The sequence below is a fragment of the Marinobacterium sp. MBR-109 genome (assembly GCF_040547565.1).
Classification (GTDB): domain Bacteria; phylum Pseudomonadota; class Gammaproteobacteria; order Pseudomonadales; family Balneatricaceae; genus Marinobacterium.
Window position 1 is genome coordinate 92430 of sequence record NZ_JBEPPZ010000007.1, and the last position, 14697, is coordinate 107126.

The following is a 14697-nucleotide window of genomic DNA, read 5'->3' on the forward strand; positions in this document are numbered from 1 at the left end:
ACGCACGGATTAAGCTAAGGTCAAGAGTTTATTACGTTTTCATTCTATCGCGTCGGATGGCACGTGTTTGGCACCAGGTCACGAACTGCGACAGCATTCTGTGCTCAAACTCGGACAGGCCGGACAGGTCGCCACACCAGAGCTGATTTACCTGGCGTACCAACTGAAGCGAACAATCAAAACTGAATGCGCGGTCTTCGATCTGGAATTTCAGCCTGACGGGATAGCAGCGGAGCGACAGGTCTGCTTCGGCAAAAAAGGCAATACCGGTTTCAGACAGGTCTTCCAGGTGTACGCTCATACCCTGTATCTCAACCCAGATGGGGTCGTCCTCGTTCACTTTGAGACGATAGGCCCTGCGGCCGTTGTCGGCCAGTTCAGGTAGATGGATCCTTGGTTTCATTGTTCTACAGCCCGTTTTTCCAAAACGAATTCAATACGGCGGTTGATAGCCCTGTTTTCTGACGAGATGTTCGGTACCAGCGGAATCGAAGAGCCGTAGCCAGTTGCCGTCAGTCGTTTGGGGTTGATGCCGGCATCGACCATATAGCGCAGTACCGTGGTGGCACGTACGGCCGACAGCTCCCAGTTTGACGGGAACTGGGCTGTACTGATCGGAATATCGTCGGTGTGGCCCTGAATTTCGAGCTTGTAGCCTGGGTTGACCACCAGCGTCTCAAGCAGCGCATCCAGCATCGGCAGCATGGCGCGATTGAACTCGGCAGAGCCGGAGCCAAACAGGGCAGCCCCCTTGACGCGCAGAGAGAGCTTGCCATCTTTGGGGGCGCCGATTTCGACCGCATCCTGCATCTGCATCAGCTCGAATGCCCGCTGCATGTCACGTGTCAGCTGCTGCCATTCCAGCTCCAGTGCACGGGCTTCCTGGTCCGCATCGGAATCCTGATCGGACTGTGGACGCTCTTCGGGGGTTTGCAAAATGGTATCGGTAATTGCGGTTGAGTCAGTGGTAGGGGCGTTATGTTCCAGTGGCACGATACTGTTGGGCGCGCCGGAGACGGCTCGTTGGAAAGCGGTCTGGAATGAACGCATTGCATCGGCAAAGCGTTCCTTTTCCAGGTTGGACATGGAAAACAGCAAAACAAAGAATACCAGCAGCAGTGTCATCAAGTCGGCATAGGTCATCAACCAGCCTGGAGAGCCGGAGTCGTCTGTCAGTTCACGTCGACGACTGCTCACCGAGAAGCCTCGGGCTTCTTGCGAGCTGCTTTAGCATCCTCTTCACTGGCCTTTTGTGCCTTGCCGATTTTAATTGGCTTGCGCTGGGCTTCCGGCAGGTAGGAGGCCAGCTGCTCATAGACGTGCATGTAATGGTCATTGGTGAGGATACTGATGCAGCCTTCACGGATAATTTCCAGATTGGTGACTTCCGACAGGGTACGTGCGTGCAGTTTGCCGGCAATGGGCAGGAACACCATGGTGGCCAGAAGTGAGCCATAGAAAGTAGTCAAAAGAGCAACGGCCATCGCAGGGCCAATGGTTTCCGGATTGCTCAACTGACTGAGCATCTGTATCAGACCGATCAAGGTGCCCAGCATGCCGAAAGCTGGTGCGTAGGCGGCCATCTTACGAAACACGTCCTGTACCGAATGGTGGCGCGCGATCAACGAGTCGATCTCATTCTGCAGGGTGTTCCTGATTACCTGCTCGGAAGCGGCTTCGGCCAGCAGGTTGCAGGCGCGTTTCAGTACATGGGAGTCGCTTTCTACATCACCCAGTTTCAACAGACCGTGACGGTGTGATACCCGGCTCAGCTCAAGCATGGTATCGATCATTTCCTGCGCATTGGTTTTGTCTTGGGTGAATACGATCCAGGCCGCCTTGAAGGCGTTCAGTACATCCTTGAACTGTACTGTCAGCAGAGTGGCTGCAATAGTCCCGCCGGCTACGATCATCAGGCCGGGTACGTTGACGAATACATCGGGGTTGCCGCCCAACAGGATGGCGCTGACGATCAGGGCAATGCCTGAAAAAATCCCGAGAAGTGAGGCGAAATCCATTGTTTTTGAGTACCCTGTACAGCCGTGCCAATGTCGGCACTGGAATGTGAAGTCGCAGTATAACAAGACCCTACCGATGTCGTCAGACTACTACATTGGCCTGCCGCAATGGAAACATCCGCAGTGGGATCACAGTTTCCAGACGGACTCACAACAGTCCGATCTGGCCCAGTATGCCGCCTGCTTCAATTCAGTGGAAGGCAATACGACCTTCTATGGGCTGCCCGGGCGCGATACGTTGTTGCGTTGGCAGAGCCAAACGTCTGAAGATTTCCGTTTCTGTTTCAAATTTCCCCAAAGCATCAGCCATGCAGCGCGTCTGCGCGGCTGTGGAGCTGAACTGGGCGCGTTTCTGGACCATATGCTGTTGCTGGAACAGCGGTTGGGGATGCTTTGTCTGCAGCTACCTGCCAGCTTTGGGCCGAGTGACCTGATTCTGCTTGAACGATTTCTGCAACAGCTGCCAGCCGGTTTGCGTTACGGGGTAGAGGTTCGGCATCAGGCGTTCTTTCAGGGTGGGGAGCCGGAGCGATGTCTGAACAGACTGCTGATGGAAACAGGGATCAATCGGATCAGTTTTGATACCAGAGCCCTGTTTGCCAACCCGGCAGCTGACCCTGTCAGTCGAGAGGCCCTGCAGCAGAAACCGGACTTGCCGCTTAGGGTCTTGGCGACAGGATTAACCCCCATGGTGCGTTTCATCGCGCCGTTGGCACTGGAGCTGGGCTACCAGTGGCTTGAGCCTTGGGTTGGACAAATACTGAAATGGATTGATGAGGGCAGGACACCCTTCATGTTCATGCACACGCCCGATAATGCGATGGCCCCGGAATTGGCGCGCTGGTTTGCCCAAAGGCTGGAACAGGAGCGACCAGGTGTGTGTGGGTTTGTCGACTGGGCCGCGTTGCCCCGGCGTCAACCGGGGCTGTTCTGACACTCAGTGCAGTGCGTTGGGCTGGGCCAGAGTAAACGGGGGAATCTGAGCGTCAAAGCCTTGATTGTCACCCGTTACCATATGGTAGTGTCCCTGCATGCTGCCAACCTCAGTGGCGAGCACGGTGCCACTGGTGTACTCGTAGGTATGGCCGGGTTCGATGACCGGCTTTTCTCCGACCACGCCTTCCCCCTCCACTTCCTGAACATGTTCGTTGCCGTCGGTGATGCGCCAGCGCCGGCTCAGCAGCTGAACACTTTCGGCGTTGTTGTTGGTAATGCTGATCCGGTAGGAAAAAACAAAACGGTGCGCCTCCGGCTCGGACTGTTCCGGCAGGTAGGCGGTGTCAACACGGATCTCGATGTTCCGACTGTAGTCCAGATTTTGCATCAGTTTTTCGGTTTCCTCTTGCCTGTGAGCAGGGTTCATGACGCAGTCAAAGCATCGCTGATGCTGACAAACTGTGCCAGTGTCAGCCGTTCCGGGCGTAGTCCCGGGTCGATGCCCAGCTGTTCCAGCTGATCGGCATCAATCAGCGTTTTCAGGTTGTTACGCAATGTTTTACGGCGCTGGCCGAAGGCGGTACGCACTACTGTTTGCAACAGGTGCACATCCTTTGCCGGAACCGGGGGCTCGGCGTAGGGGACCAGACGGATAATGGCTGAATCGACCTTGGGAGCCGGCGAAAAAGCCTCCGGAGGCACAATAAACAGCGGCTCTATGCGGCAATAATACTGGGCCATAATCCCCAGGCGGCCGTAATGGTTCTCGCCCGGACCTGCGGCCAGGCGTTCAACGACCTCCTTTTGCAGCATGAAGTGCATGTCGTGAATCAGGCCATTGAAACTGAGCAGGTGAAAAATTAATGGTGTCGATATGTTATAGGGCAGGTTACCCACAATGCGCAACGGCCGCTCATCCTGTTTCAGGCCGGCAAAGTCGAGCTTGAGGGCATCGGCTTCATGGATGGTGAAGGTGTCGGCATAACGGAAAAACTGCGTGCGCAGTACCGGAATCAGATCCCGATCCAGCTCCACGGCATCCAGTTCGCCATTGCAGGCGTCCAGCAGTTCTTCAGTCAGTGCTCCAAGGCCCGGGCCGATTTCGACCATATGTTCGCCCGGCTGGGGGTTAATGGCACGGATGATACGTCCTATGACGCCCTGATCGTGCAGAAAGTTCTGGCCAAAACGCTTGCGCGCCTTGTGTCCAACGGGTTTTTTACTCATTGATCAGTTACCTGATTGATGGCGGGCCATGTCGAGGGCAAAACGCAGCGCGGTCTGAAGGCTGCCAATGTCGGCCAGCCCAGTGCCGGCCAGGTCAAGCGCCGTACCGTGATCAACCGAAGTGCGGATGATCGGTAACCCCAGTGTGATGTTGGCCGCTCGACCGAATCCCATGTACTTGAGAACGGGCAGTCCCTGATCATGATACATGGCCAGCACCGCATCGGCATCCTTGAGATGGTGTTCGGTGAACAGCGTGTCAGCGGGCAGGGGGCCCACCAGATCAGCTCCGTGCTGTCTGAACTCCGCCAGTACCGGCTCGATCACATCGATCTCTTCTCGGCCCATGTGGCCACCTTCACCGGCATGAGGGTTGAGCCCGGCCACCAGTATGCGAGGCTGTTCGATGCCAAATGATCGCTTGAGATCATGCAGCAGCACCGCAATGACATCACGCAACAGCGGTTGGGTGATGGCGGCGGATACGGCGGCAAGTGGCAGGTGAGTGGTTGCCAGGGCGACTTTCAGCCCTTCAGTGGCCAGCATCATCACAACCTTGTGGCTGCCGGTCATCTCTTCCAGAAACTCGGTGTGGCCGGTAAAGGCTATGCCGGCGTCATTGATTACGCCCTTGTGTACAGGCGCCGTGATAAGCGCATCGAAGCTGCCCGAAAGACAGCCCAGAGTTGCCTGTCTCAGGGTTTCCAGTACATAGGAAGCGTTGGCCGGGTTCAGCAGGCCGGGTTCGCTTTTGGCCGTGAGCTGTACTGGCTGACAGTAGATGGCGCCTGGTGGTGCGGGCACTGCCGGCTCGGCACTATTGAAGGGGAGTACTTCAAGTTCAAGGCCCAGGGCTGCAGCACGCAGGCGCAGCAGCTCCGGGTCCGCTACGGCGACCAGCTGGCAGGGAAAGGCCTGCTGGGCCAGCTGGACGCAGAGCTCGGGGCCGATACCGGCAGGCTCCCCGGGGGTGATGGCAAGGCGCGGACAGCTCACGGTCAAATCTTGCGCTCGATATAGGCCTGAGAGCGAATCTCGCGCAGCCAGTTGTTCAGCTCTTCGGAGAACTTGCGCTGGCGAATGCTGTTGCGTGCCTGAGACTCAAGCATCTCTTCTCCCATGTCCTGTGTGCGGAAGTCCTGTACCTGCAGAATGTGCCAGCCGAAACGAGACTGGAAAGGCTCACTGATTTCACCCTTGTCGGTGCTGTTCATTACCTGTTCAAATTCAGGCACCATCTGGCCATTCTGGGTCCAGCCAAGGTCTCCGCCCTGCGAGCCGCTGGCGGCATCGTCACTGTAGCGGCGGGCCAGTTCATCAAAGGGCTCGCCATCCTGCAGACGGCGGTACAGCTCTTCGATCAGGCGGCGGGTCTGTTCGGGGCTGCGAATCTCGTTTGGCGTCAGCAGAATATGGCGTACATTAACCTGGTTGACCAGCTGGACCTTGCCACCACGCTTGTCTTCGACCTTGAGAATGTGGAAGCTACCGGGAGTGCGAACTGGCTGGCTGATCTGACCAGGGCTCAGCTTGCTGATGGCTGCAGCAAGTGGCTCGGGCAGCTCGGATTCACGCCTCCAGCCCAGCTCCCCGCCCTGCAGGGCATTGGGGGCGTTGGATGCAGCCAGTGCAAGCTCGGCAAAGTCGGCTCCGTCCTGCAGTTGCTGATACAGCTCGCGAGCCCTTTCTTCAGCCTGTTGAATCATCTGGGGCGATGCCCCGTCCGGCAGTGCAATCAGGATGTTGCGCAGCTGGAATTCTGCCTGAACCTCCTGCTGCCCCAACTCCGAATCGAGGAAGTTCTGTACTTCCTGGTCAGAGACGGTGATGCGACGATTGACGTTGCTCTGCTGCACCTGACTGAGCAGAATTTCGCGTCGAATCTGCTCGCGGGCGGCATTGTAATCCTGGCCCTCGGCAATCAGTGCTTCGCGGAACTGCCCCAGCGTCATATTGTTTTGCTGGGCGATGCGTTCCAGCGCATCGTTCAGCTGGCGATCAGATACGCGGATGCCCTGTTGCTGGGCAATTTGTGTCTGAATGCTTTCCAGAATCAAGCGGTCCAGTACCTGCTGTTGCAGTACGTCTTCCGGCGGCAAACGAGTATCTTCGCCGCGGGCGCTGATCTGCTGGGTAACCATCTCCAGTCGCTGTTCAAGCTCGCTTTCCAGCACCACGTCTTCATTCACGATGGCGGCTACGCGATCGAGCAACTCGGCGTTGACGGGTGTCAGTGGCAGGATCAGCAGCAGTAAGGCCGCAAGGGGGTGCCGTAGTTTAGAAAGAGCCATTTTCATCCTCATCATATCCGGTGATATCTTCCAGGAACTCGCGGCCACTGCCTTGTCCGAAGGCGCCAAGGCCCCGGAAAACGAACTGCAGGAAGACGCCTGTGTCGGTTTCAAACTGGTTTTGGGCAACCGTATTGGGATCAACTACCCAGCTTCGGCCGGTCAGGCGTACCTTCCAGCAGCAGCTGGCGTATTCGACCCCGAGCAGGGTTTCAAGGTTTTCGCTGTTGTCCAGGTCATGCTGCCAGCGGCCGTAACTGGTCCAGCTTTTGTTAAGCGGCCAGCGGAAAGCAACGTCCAGCTGCTGAACACCTTCGTCGAGATCTTTTTCGATACTGTCACGATAGCTCACGTAGAGCAGGCGTTTGTCACCTGGCAAATAGCTTAGCTTGTAGTTGTGTTCCAGAAATTCATAACTGTCGCGATCAACTTCGCCATCATGACTCAGCCGCAGGCTGGGTGTGATGCTCCAGTTGGCCAGAGTGGCAAGATTGGAGCTGCCTGCAGTAGAGCCTGTGGTGCTGTCACCCGGACGGCCAACATGCTCACGATCAGCAAAATACTGTGCCTGAGCCACCCCTACACGCAGCTTTTCCACACCCAGGGCATTATACAGGGCGCTGGACAAACCGATGGTTGCCTGAGTCGTGTCAGCCACCCGGTCGTTACCACTCCAGCCGGTTTCATGGAACAGGCTGGAGTAGGTAAAGCCAAGCTGAGACGAGTCAAACCGGGGAATCAGTGAATCCGGCTGCTCATCGGCGTCCGAATGCAGCAGGAATAAACGAGGTTCAAGCGTTTGCGTATAGTTGCTTTCAGCGAGGCCAAAATCACGTTCAAGTACCAGTCCACTGTCCAGGCTGTAAATACTGGCAGTGATTGACTGACTACCTCCCAAGGCGCCATCGCGCTCATTTTCCAGGTCATAGGACGAGTGCCAGAGTGTGGCGGCGGGCCGAATGAACCCCCAGGGGCTATCCAGTGACATGCTCAGGCGAGGACGAATATGAATGCGGTCCCCAATGGTTGCTGCAGCATCACGCTTTGCCAGGCTGGCAGTTGGGTCATTGGTGATAGAGTAAATACTGTCGAGGTCACGCTCGAAGCGCGTGTACTCGGCCTGATAGCTAATATCCAATATGCCGGCAATACGGTTCTGATGCCCTGTCAGCAGCACCTGTGGCAAACGTTCATAGGGGGTGGAACCACCAATGGTCTGATAGCTTTCGGTACGCAATGCAAGATTCCAGCCCGGCTGCAGATAGCGTAGTTCAAACAGCTGATCGAGGTGGTTGTCACGCTGAACTTCGAGTGAGGTACCGAGATCTTCAAAGTAATCATCGTCACTGACGCGGGTGAAGTCGATACGGCTATAGAGGTTGTCATAAGGGGTGCCCTTATGATCGACGCCAAAAAGCCAGCGACTGTCGTTATAACGACTGTCATCGGACATCCAGGCTGTACTCAGAGTGCTGTGTGACCACCTGTTCATAAAGCGGAATTCGTTTTCCAGCAGCAGCCCGCGTTCGCCGATGTAACGTGGCGTTAGGGTATCGTCGAAATTCTCTGCCAAATTGAAGTAGTAGGGAATGGCTATATCGATCCCATTGCTTTCCGAGTAGCCAAGGCTGGGGTAGAGGAAGCCTGACTGGCGACGATCATCAATCGGGAATGACAGATAAGGGGTGTACAGAATAGGGATGCCGGCAACATCAAACGTGGCATGTCTGGCGACGCCGCGCCCAGTTTCGGGATTGAGTTCGATGGAATCCGCTGCGATCTGCCAGGCATCGCTGCCAGGTTCGCAGTAGGTGACCGCGCCTTCGTTCAACAGAATACGACGATCACCGAAACGGGTGATACTGTCAGCACTGCCGCGCATGTGTTGCTCATGCATTACATATTGTGCGCCACTGAAGCGGGTATCGCCACTGATCATATTCGCTTCTGCTTGTTCACTCAGCAGGAGCAGCCCTTTTTCACGGTAATTGACACCGCCGAGCAGGCGAGCAACGCGTGCGCCCTGGTCAAACTCGCCACTGGCACTTGTAAACAGGCGTCCACCGCGTTGTATTTCGATACCGCCCTCCAGCCGGGTGATCCCGCCAAGCTCTGTGCTGGACCTGAGCGCATTGATATAGACCGGCTGCTGATCAAATGGGCGGTCATCTTCCAGAAAGGCAAATTCAGGCTCAATATAGCGGCCGGTACAGGCACCGGGTGCCTCGCCAGGGGCGTAGGCATACCAGTCCAGGGCGGCCTGGCTGACAGGTGTCGCGATGTTGGAGCGCGGGCTCGCAGGTTGTGCAGGTGTCTGGGTGGCGACCTGCTGACAGGCCCATTCATTGCCGTCAGCTTCGCAGCTCCACTCCGGTTTGCCCGTCATGGCGGCGCTCGATCCGGCCATGGCCATACCTGGGCGAGAGCCGGGAATCTCATTCTGACGGCTGCAGTCCCATTCACTGTCAACAGCGACACAGCTCCAGTCCCCGGAGGTGGGCGTGGCTGCAGCCTGTTGGGCCATGACGGGGGCCGGCCGTGACTGCGCAGCAGCAGGTTCGGGCCACTGAATGGCCGCTGGAGCACCTGTTCTCAGTTCTGAGGCAGTCGAGGCTGGCGCTGCAGGCGCAGTGCTGATACTGACAGGCTCTGTACCTGTTTCAGCTGCAGTTTCTGTCGGTGTCGCGGCGGTGACGGCTGTATCCGTCGTTGCCGAGTCATTGAGCTCTGCTGTGTTCTGTTCGGCTGAAGAGTCTGCCTCTGCGGCCGTCTGGCTGGCAGGCGGTGTACTTTCCTGTTGCTGCATCAGGGCTTCATTGACTTCACAGTCCCATTCTCCGGACGGAGTCAGGTTGCAGCTCCAGAGTCGTTCGTTGCTCTCCTGTGCCTGTACTGACTGAGTACAGATGGCAGCAGCAATGGCAAGGGTGAGTTTGAATGCAGCGCGGGTGTTAAAGGGCATCAGATCGCCATCCAGTTGCGGTCGTGGCCGGTTTCACGCCAGCCCGTAAGTCGAGTACCATACCGAGCCATGCATGATAAAGCATTCACAACTTCAAGTGCTAGAGGATAAGGGCGAATGGGGCAACGGCTGAAACAGCTTTCAGAATGGGTACAGCAGCAGGCGGCTGCACAGGAGATGGAGGTGGACGCCGGACTGCAGGCAGTCTCCGGTGACGCCAGTTTCCGCCGTTACTTCCGAGCTACCGGCCCCGAGGGCAGCTGGATTGCCGTTGATGCGCCGCCCGAACATGAGGATTGTGAGCCTTTTCTGGCCATTGCTCAGGCCTGGCATGCACAGGGTATTGCGGTACCGAGGGTGATAGCCAGCGACCTTGAGCTGGGTTTCATGCTGCTGGAGGACTTTGGAGACCAGCTTCTGCTGCCGCAGCTGTCCGAAGCAACGGTAGAACAGCACTATGCCGCTGCCTTCGAAGCGTTACGGCAGATTCAACGTACAACCGATCAGCCTGCATTACCCCCCTATGACCGTGTGATGCTTGCGCGCGAGATGGCGCTGTTTCCCGAGTGGTTTCTGACCCGTTTGCTGGGGCTGGAGCTGCAGGAAGAGGAATACCACCTCCTTGGTCTGGTGGCCAAGCTGCTGATTGAATCCGCGCTGGCGCAACCACAAGTCAGCGTGCACCGAGATTATCACTCGCGCAATCTGATGCTGATCGACGATGGCCGACTGGGCATTATCGATTTTCAGGATGCCGTATCGGGGCCTGTAACTTATGATCTGGTTTCGCTGTTACGTGACTGTTATATCGACTGGCCGGACGAGCGGGTGCGTTTTTGGGTAGAGGCGTTTCGCCAGCGTTTGAAGCAGGATGGTCTTGATGTGGCAGAGCAGGGACTGTTTCAGCAGCAGTTCGACTTGATGGGCATGCAGCGCCATATCAAGGTGCTGGGCATTTTCGCTCGGCTCTGGCTGCGCGACGGCAAGGCAGGGTATCTGGATGATCTGCCCAGAACCTTTGCCTACCTGTACCGGGTCGCATCACGTTATGAGGAGCTGGCGCCGTTCGTACGCTGGCTGGATCGGCGTGTGGTACCTGCCTTCGTGGCGCATCCGCAGTTTGCCGGCAAGCAGATCGAGCGCTGGTGGCAGTGATGCGCGCGATGATTCTGGCGGCAGGGCTAGGGACGCGCATGCGACCGCTGACCCTGACGACGCCCAAGCCGCTGCTTCGCGTGGGGGGAAAGCGGCTGATTGAATACCCGATTGAACGGCTGGTGGCTGCCGGCATCACTGATATCGTGATCAATCACGCCTGGCTTGGGCAGCAGATTGAAGACTGTCTCCAGGATGGCAGTCGCTATGGTGCACGCATCAGCTATTCAGCTGAAGATGAGCCGTTGGAAACCGGCGGGGGCATACGCCGGGCCTTGCCACTGTTGTGTGAACGGGGTGATGAACCCTTTCTGGTGCTGAATGGAGATGTGTTCAGCACTCACCCGTTGAACGGCTTGGTCAGCATCAATCCCCCACCAGGAGGTGCCCATCTGGTGTTGACTGACAACCCCTTGTGGCACCCGCGAGGCGACTTTGTGCTGGAGGCTACCGGGCGTGTCAGTGAGCAGGGAAGCGGACGGCTGACCTTCAGCGGCATCAGCGTCCTCACTCCCCAGCTGTTCGAGGGTGTAACCGAAACCGCTTTTGCACTGGCCCCATTGCTGCGCGCGGCGATGGCACGTGGGCAGGTGAGCGGGGAGCGACACCGGGGCTGCTGGGAGGACGTTGGTACGCCGGAGCGCCTGGCACAACTGGATCAGCGCCTGCATGAGGGCAGGCTTTAAGGAGTTGCAATGGAAAACCTGTTTCAGCAGTTGCGCCGTTTTCGAGCCGGGGCGATCACCGGTGGTTTGATCGGTTTGATCAGTGGTGGTCCATTCGGTTTATTGATTGGTGGTGCGATCGGCTTTCTGATCCAGCGTGGTCTGAGCCGCAAATTGCAGGCTTTCAATCCGCAGCAGCTGTTTTTTCGTGCGACCTTCAGCGTCATGGGCAAGGTTGCCAAGGCGGATGGGCGGGTCACTGAAAACGAAATCGCGTTCGCCCGTGAGGTTATGACCCGAATGAACCTTACTGAAGCCCGCCGGCGTGAAGCCATTGACCACTTCTCTGAAGGTAAGCAGGAAGAGTTTGATATCACCAGCGTACTCAGGCCGCTGGCGATCGTGTTGCGTCAGCGGCCGACAGTGAAATTGATGTTCGTGGAGATTCAGCTGCAGGCGGCGATGTCGGATGGCGAGATAAGCCCGGCTGAACAGGCCATTCTGCAACAGGTCTTTTCCGAACTGCGCTTCACCCAGCAGGAAATGGAACTGCTGATGTCACGCATGCGCGCGGAAGATGCCTTCCGTCGCCACTCCTGGGAGTCACATCAGCAGCCGGGCTATAACGAAGCTGGTCTTTTGGCGGATGCCTACGGTGTAATCGGCGTGAGCCCCGAAGCCAGTGATGCCGATGTCAAAAAGGCCTGGCGCAAGCTAATGAGTCAACATCATCCGGACAAGCTGATCGCCAAGGGGTTGCCGGAAGACATGGTTCAGCTTGCCAAGGAAAAAACCCAGGAAATACAGGCGGCCTATGACCGCATCAAGGCAGCCCGGGGCATGCGCTGACTCATACCGCGCCGGGGCCTTGCGCCGGACGCGGGTTGCGTATACCTGGCGGGGTCTGTGTGTCGGGCGGCGGCAGCAGCTCGGGTTCTGGCGTTTCCGGCTCGGCCAGCAGTACTCGTTCCATGATGCCGCGTAGCTGACGTACCAGCTGTGGCATTTCTCGCTGCCAGCCTCTGAATACGCCGGGTAATCGACTCTGATGGTAATCGTGCATCTCTGTGCGAATGGCCAGCTGGCGGCGCAGTTGCGCATCCGGTGCGGCCTCCGGGTAGCCGGGCAGTGGCAGGTAGTAAAGGTCAATAATTCGGCCTTCGATGCGCGGCAACAGTTCGATCAGGCCGGTGTCAGCGATTTCACTTGGGCGCGGATTGATCATCACCAAATCCCATTCATCTCCCAGATCTGCTGCAAGTGCTGCCGCCCAAGGGGCGCTGCTGCCTATGCCCAGAATCACATTGGTCTCGGTGTCCTCATGCCCACGTTGTTGCAATTCCGTGCGTGCAAGAGACAGGCGTTGGCGTACCTGCTCCGCAAAGGGCATCTCGGGTGCTTCGTTGGCAGAGTCTTCTGACTCGGCTTGAGCCGATTCGGCAGCACTGTCGCCGGTGGCGGGTGGGGCGTCAGTGGTCGAGCCGGCTCGAATGGCCCGCATGCTGGGCAGAGTGCGTTCAGGCAGGGCCGGGGTTGGGGGGCTGGGTGGCTGCAATATCAGAGTATTCCAGCCATGTTCGGCAAGATAGCGGCTGATGGCGGTACTTTGCTCGGCCCACCCCGCGCCAACACCCGTATCCGGCATGATCAACAGGTTGCCAACCGGAACCGGGGCAACGGCAGGGCGAAAAACCAGAAAGAAGGTGTTTTCTTCCAGTTTGAGTGAAATCAGCTCTGCATTCGCTTCGAGCTGCAACAGCAGCAGTTCTGCGCCATCAAGGCTGCCCGCCGCATGGCGTGCCGGAGCGGTATCATCCTCCGTGGCATCCGTTTGCGCCTGAGCAAAAGTGAGAGGCAGCAAAGCGCCGAAGGCAAATGTGATGAGCTTCAAATGAATAGACATGGCCTGATTATCGAGGCTGGCTTGCATGGCCGCAAGAGGATTGCTGGCGTGGGTGCTGAATAGCGTTGGCAGCTTGGGTACAATAGGCGCATTGTTAACCAGCGAACGAGTTCCCATGGCCGATTTCAAGATTGCTCCTTCCATTCTCTCTGCCGATTTTGCCCGTCTGGGGGAAGAGGTTGAAAACGTACTGGCTGCCGGTGCGGATATTGTTCACTTCGACGTGATGGACAACCATTATGTGCCCAACCTGACCATCGGCCCGATGGTGTGCAAGGCACTGCGAGACTACGGTATCGGAGCGCCGATCGATGTGCACCTGATGGTGAAGCCGGTAGATCACATGATCAGTGAGTTTCTGAAGGCGGGTGCCAGCTACATCACTTTCCATCCGGAAGCCTCCGAGCATATCGACCGTTCGCTGCAGATGATCCGTGACGGCGGCTGTCAGTCCGGCCTGGTGTTCAACCCGGCAACGCCGCTGCACTACCTTGATCATGTTATGGACAAGGTGGACATGATCCTGCTGATGTCGGTTAACCCCGGCTTTGGCGGCCAGAAGTTTATTCCGGCCACATTGGACAAGCTGCGCCAGGTACGTCAGCGCATCGATGACAGCGGCTTTGATATCCGTCTGGAAGTGGATGGCGGTGTGGGTATCGGCAATATTGCCGAGATCGCCGCGGCGGGCGCTGATACCTTTGTCGCCGGTTCCGCCATTTTCAATACCGATGACTACGCCACGACGATTGCGCAGATGCGTGCCGAGCTGGCGAAGGCAGCTGGCTGATGCGCCATCTGTTCAATGGCGGATTGCCCGCCTGCGTGATGTTTGATCTGGACGGCACGCTGGTAGACAGCGCGCTGGATCTGACCGCGGCTGTGGATAACATGCTGCAGGCGCTGGGGCGTGAGCCGGCGGGTGAAGAGCGGGTGCGCCAGTGGGTCGGCAATGGCGCGCCGGTGCTGGTGATGCGCGCCCTGACCGGCGAGATGTATCCAACGGATGATTCGGTGGAGTCTGAGCTGTTCCAGGCGGCATTCGAGGTATTTCTTTCGGCCTATACCCAGAGCAACGGGCGCTACAGCAAACTCTACCCGGGCGTGGAAGAGGTGCTGTTGCATCTGCAGCAGGCCGGGGTGCCCATGGCGGTGGTGACCAACAAACCGATGGCGTTTACCACGCCGTTGCTGCAGGCGCTGAAGATTGATCATTACTTCGCACAGGTGTTGGGCGGTGACAGCCTGCCGGTGAAAAAGCCCGATCCGCTGCCATTACATGTGGTGATGGAAACCCTTGGCTGTCAGCCTGAGCAGGCGTTGATGCTGGGGGATTCACGCAACGATGTGCTGGCCGCCCGCGCCGCTGGTTGCCCGGTGATCTGCGTCAGCTACGGTTACAACCATGGTGAGCCGGTGGAAAACTGCTTGCCGGATCGGGTTGTGGGCAGTTTTGTTGAGTTGATCTGAGGGGCTTAATGAGCAGTGGCGACTTCGGCACGCTCACCACTGCCTGACGCGCCATGAACTCGTCCCTGAG

15 protein-coding genes are annotated in these 14697 nt (G+C 57.6%); 6 read left to right on the forward strand and 9 right to left on the reverse strand.

Features of this window, described 5'->3' with window-relative positions:
- Window positions 1–31: 31 nt before the first annotated feature.
- Genes ABIE60_RS10610 through ABIE60_RS10620 form a run of 3 tightly spaced genes read right to left on the reverse strand, consistent with a single transcriptional unit; the run spans window position 32 to window position 2018 of the window.
- Window positions 32–403: a PilZ domain-containing protein gene (locus ABIE60_RS10610; protein WP_354469379.1), complete on the reverse strand. Its 372-nt coding sequence runs from the start codon at window positions 401–403 to the stop codon at window positions 32–34.
- The gene (locus ABIE60_RS10615; RefSeq protein WP_354469380.1) at window positions 400–1197 is read right to left on the reverse strand and encodes a flagellar motor protein MotB; all 798 of its coding nucleotides are present in this window, start codon (window positions 1195–1197) and stop codon (window positions 400–402) included. The genes ABIE60_RS10610 and ABIE60_RS10615 overlap by 4 nt, the downstream gene beginning before the upstream one ends.
- Window positions 1194–2018, reverse strand: a complete 825-nt coding sequence (locus tag ABIE60_RS10620) for a motility protein A (RefSeq protein ID WP_354469381.1) — start codon at window positions 2016–2018, stop codon at window positions 1194–1196. The genes ABIE60_RS10615 and ABIE60_RS10620 overlap by 4 nt, the downstream gene beginning before the upstream one ends.
- Window positions 2019–2094: 76 nt before the next feature.
- On the opposite strand from ABIE60_RS10620, the gene ABIE60_RS10625 reads away from it, so the two are divergent.
- Window positions 2095–2952, forward strand: coding sequence for a DUF72 domain-containing protein (locus tag ABIE60_RS10625; protein ID WP_354469382.1), 858 nt, complete (start codon window positions 2095–2097; stop codon window positions 2950–2952).
- 3 nt (window positions 2953–2955) lie between these two features.
- Here ABIE60_RS10625 and apaG read toward each other — a convergent pair whose 3' ends face one another.
- Genes apaG through ABIE60_RS10650 form a run of 5 tightly spaced genes read right to left on the reverse strand, consistent with a single transcriptional unit; the run spans window position 2956 to window position 9434 of the window.
- The gene (gene apaG / locus ABIE60_RS10630) at window positions 2956–3342 is read right to left on the reverse strand and encodes a Co2+/Mg2+ efflux facilitator ApaG/CorD (RefSeq protein WP_354469383.1); all 387 of its coding nucleotides are present in this window, start codon (window positions 3340–3342) and stop codon (window positions 2956–2958) included.
- Between the two features lie 35 nt (window positions 3343–3377).
- Window positions 3378–4181, reverse strand: a complete 804-nt coding sequence (gene rsmA, locus ABIE60_RS10635; RefSeq protein WP_354469384.1) for a 16S rRNA (adenine(1518)-N(6)/adenine(1519)-N(6))-dimethyltransferase RsmA — start codon at window positions 4179–4181, stop codon at window positions 3378–3380.
- A gap of 3 nt (window positions 4182–4184) precedes the next feature.
- A complete protein-coding gene (gene pdxA, locus ABIE60_RS10640; RefSeq protein ID WP_354469385.1) occupies window positions 4185–5177 on the reverse strand; it encodes a 4-hydroxythreonine-4-phosphate dehydrogenase PdxA in 993 nt (330 codons plus the stop codon).
- 2 nt (window positions 5178–5179) lie between these two features.
- A complete protein-coding gene (locus tag ABIE60_RS10645) occupies window positions 5180–6472 on the reverse strand; it encodes a peptidylprolyl isomerase (protein ID WP_354469386.1) in 1293 nt (430 codons plus the stop codon).
- A complete protein-coding gene (locus tag ABIE60_RS10650) occupies window positions 6459–9434 on the reverse strand; it encodes an LPS-assembly protein LptD (RefSeq protein WP_354469387.1) in 2976 nt (991 codons plus the stop codon). Before ABIE60_RS10650 ends, ABIE60_RS10645 begins: the two co-directional genes overlap by 14 nt.
- A 117-nt stretch (window positions 9435–9551) precedes the next feature.
- Between ABIE60_RS10650 and ABIE60_RS10655 the strand changes: the two genes are divergently transcribed.
- The 3 genes from ABIE60_RS10655 to djlA are packed head-to-tail and all read left to right on the forward strand — an operon-like array spanning window position 9552 to window position 12103.
- Window positions 9552–10589, forward strand: a complete 1038-nt coding sequence (locus ABIE60_RS10655; RefSeq protein ID WP_354469388.1) for an aminoglycoside phosphotransferase family protein — start codon at window positions 9552–9554, stop codon at window positions 10587–10589.
- Window positions 10589–11275, forward strand: a complete 687-nt coding sequence (murU, locus tag ABIE60_RS10660; RefSeq protein WP_354469389.1) for an N-acetylmuramate alpha-1-phosphate uridylyltransferase MurU — start codon at window positions 10589–10591, stop codon at window positions 11273–11275. Before ABIE60_RS10655 ends, murU begins: the two co-directional genes overlap by 1 nt.
- A 9-nt stretch (window positions 11276–11284) precedes the next feature.
- On the forward strand, window positions 11285–12103 hold the full coding sequence (djlA, locus tag ABIE60_RS10665) for a co-chaperone DjlA (RefSeq protein ID WP_354469390.1): 819 nt from the start codon (window positions 11285–11287) through the stop codon (window positions 12101–12103).
- Window position 12104: 1 nt separating this feature from the next.
- On the opposite strand, the gene ABIE60_RS10670 is transcribed toward djlA, so the two are convergent.
- Complete coding sequence (locus tag ABIE60_RS10670; RefSeq protein ID WP_354469391.1) at window positions 12105–13286, reverse strand: DUF3530 family protein; 1182 nt, start codon at window positions 13284–13286, stop codon at window positions 12105–12107.
- On the opposite strand from ABIE60_RS10670, the gene rpe reads away from it, so the two are divergent.
- Together rpe and ABIE60_RS10680 are read left to right on the forward strand one after the other, a co-directional pair.
- The gene (gene rpe, locus ABIE60_RS10675; RefSeq protein WP_354469392.1) at window positions 13273–13947 is read left to right on the forward strand and encodes a ribulose-phosphate 3-epimerase; all 675 of its coding nucleotides are present in this window, start codon (window positions 13273–13275) and stop codon (window positions 13945–13947) included. The genes ABIE60_RS10670 and rpe overlap by 14 nt on opposite strands.
- Entirely contained in the window at window positions 13947–14627 is a 681-nt protein-coding gene (locus ABIE60_RS10680; RefSeq protein WP_354469393.1) for a phosphoglycolate phosphatase, read from the forward strand. The genes rpe and ABIE60_RS10680 overlap by 1 nt, the downstream gene beginning before the upstream one ends.
- Window positions 14628–14697: the final 70 nt, after the last annotated feature.